Origin of the sequence: Clostridium sp. RTP31139st1_H3_RTP31139_211217, assembly GCF_040227035.1 — a bacterium.
Lineage (GTDB): Bacteria > Bacillota > Clostridia > Clostridiales > Clostridiaceae > Clostridium > Clostridium saudiense.
Genome location: NZ_JBCOAB010000107.1, coordinates 1 through 1,978 on the forward strand (window position 1 = coordinate 1; position 1,978 = coordinate 1,978).

Consider the following 1,978-nt stretch of genomic DNA (forward strand, 5'->3'; position numbering starts at 1 on the left):
TTTTTTGTTAATTCTATAGTTACACATAAAGTCTTCACCGTATTATTAAATTTTTAAAGATCATTTAGTTCGCAATATTTTCAAATTGCGGATTATAATTCACAAACTTCAACATCTTCATAACCATTATAATCTACTATATTTATTGCATCATTAGGCTCTACATTGGCCATTTTGGCTGAAAATGGAACTCTACCTTTCTCTAACACATGTCCATATCCTTCTATAAATCCTTGTCCATATTTAGCTCTTAATCTACAATAATCTCCTGCCATTGATTTAATTCTGTCATCTTCTTCATCCAATGGGTAAAAAACTGATTCAAAACCATCTAATTCTTCTTCTGTTATTTTTACATCATCAAGTTCTATTTCAAATTCTTTTATAGCAGTAACTACAACTTTAAATTTCCTCATGTTTATGCCTCCATCTACTTCGCAATATTTTCAAACTTCTATTTTTTGAATTGTTCATTAAATCATCCTAATTTTTTACGAATTAACTCTAATTCTTCTGCTGTCATATTTGGATTATCTTTAGCATAAAAAATCTTTTTATTTTTACTAACTGGAAACTCCCTATAATAACATTTACCTTTATTCTCTATAGAATCATATTTGCATAATGCTTTCCAATATTCTAATTCTTCCTCTGTGCAATCTGCTCTAAAATGATTTTTCCCACTTCTTGATTCAACCCTATATCTTTTCATTGCTCTTCCTCCATATTATCTAAATACTCATTTAATGTAATTGGAGTAACTAAATCTTCATCTATATTAAAGCTTACTGCTGTTAATTTCTTTCCTGCTTCAACTAACTCTTTATATTCCTGTTTTGGAATATTATAAGTTTTACAATCTAACTTAACACAACTATAAACTTCTGTTGGATTTCCATGTTCATCTTCTCCCCATCCAGCTTCTTTTTCTACTCTATAACATAATCTAATTTTCATTACTCTTCCTCCCTATGTTCACAGTAAATATTTAGATAACCTTCACTATCCACAAAAATTTTATTACTACTACCATCCTCTAAGTGATATTCTGCTATCCAATAAGGACAATTTATAGCATCACCTATATAAACTGCTTCATCTCCACTTAATTCAGTTGAAAATATCTTTACATCTTGTTCTTGGACTAATAAATCTAAAAAATTTCTTAATAACATAAAACTCTCCTTAAATCCGAACTTTGCTTGTACTTTTCGTCCATGGTACCGACATTAATGTCGCTCGCAATATATTCAAACTTCTATTTTTGAATCATTCACTATAATATTTTACATTTTAAATACTCTTCCAGTTCAGACGGAACTTTAAAGAATCCAATATCTTTAACCTCTGACACTACTATTTGTGTAACTTTATCGTCTTTTATATAAGGCTCTGCTTTACTTTTTAAAACGTCTACGCTATTTGCAATAAAACTATTTTTGACTACTGCATCCTTATATACATCTGCTCTATAATACATTCTCTTCCTCCTGTTTTTGAATTGCGCACCAAAAATACCGTATATTCTTTTTTTGAATAATACGGTATTTTTAATATATTTAATATCTATTTTTTAACTATGCTAATTATTAATTTTCTCTAAATCACATTTCTTAACTCCATCAATAACAGCCTGTTTAACATCTGACTTTATTTTAGGTAAAAGTGATATTATAGCATGCTTAACAGCAATCTTGATGATTAAATAAAATATGTATAATATAACGAAAATAATTAATCCTATAGATAATATATTTCCTATTGCATCCCCCAAAAGCATATTCTCTCTCCTTCCTTTTATAATATAATAAAATTATACAATAAAATTCCTGAATTTTACATACTTATGTTAATACCGTACTATTCAATTTTCAAAGATAATTTAGTTCGCAATAATTTCAAAATGATTCATTGTTTTTAGTACATTCTTCGCAACAAATAACATTATTAAAACAATACTTACAGCATAAAAATTCCT

General features: G+C 27.7%; 6 protein-coding genes. All 6 read right to left on the bottom strand.

Annotated elements, in window-relative coordinates; all coding sequences use genetic code 11:
- Window positions 1-92 precede the first annotated feature (92 nt).
- Entirely contained in the window at window positions 93-416 is a 324-nt protein-coding gene (locus tag ABUA17_RS18690; protein ID WP_042401648.1) for a hypothetical protein, read from the bottom strand.
- Between the two features lie 62 nt (window positions 417-478).
- The gene (locus tag ABUA17_RS18695) at window positions 479-712 is read right to left on the bottom strand and encodes a hypothetical protein (RefSeq protein ID WP_042401645.1); all 234 of its coding nucleotides are present in this window, start codon (window positions 710-712) and stop codon (window positions 479-481) included.
- Window positions 709-957 (bottom strand): hypothetical protein, encoded by a 249-nt coding sequence (locus ABUA17_RS18700; protein ID WP_042401644.1) that lies wholly within the window; start codon window positions 955-957, stop codon window positions 709-711. The genes ABUA17_RS18695 and ABUA17_RS18700 overlap by 4 nt, the downstream gene beginning before the upstream one ends.
- Window positions 957-1,175 (bottom strand): hypothetical protein, encoded by a 219-nt coding sequence (locus ABUA17_RS18705; RefSeq protein ID WP_042401641.1) that lies wholly within the window; start codon window positions 1,173-1,175, stop codon window positions 957-959. The genes ABUA17_RS18700 and ABUA17_RS18705 overlap by 1 nt, the downstream gene beginning before the upstream one ends.
- Window positions 1,176-1,276: 101 nt before the next feature.
- The gene (locus ABUA17_RS18710; protein ID WP_042401638.1) at window positions 1,277-1,480 is read right to left on the bottom strand and encodes a hypothetical protein; all 204 of its coding nucleotides are present in this window, start codon (window positions 1,478-1,480) and stop codon (window positions 1,277-1,279) included.
- A gap of 102 nt (window positions 1,481-1,582) precedes the next feature.
- Entirely contained in the window at window positions 1,583-1,780 is a 198-nt protein-coding gene (locus tag ABUA17_RS18715) for a hypothetical protein (protein ID WP_042401633.1), read from the bottom strand.
- Window positions 1,781-1,978: the final 198 nt, after the last annotated feature.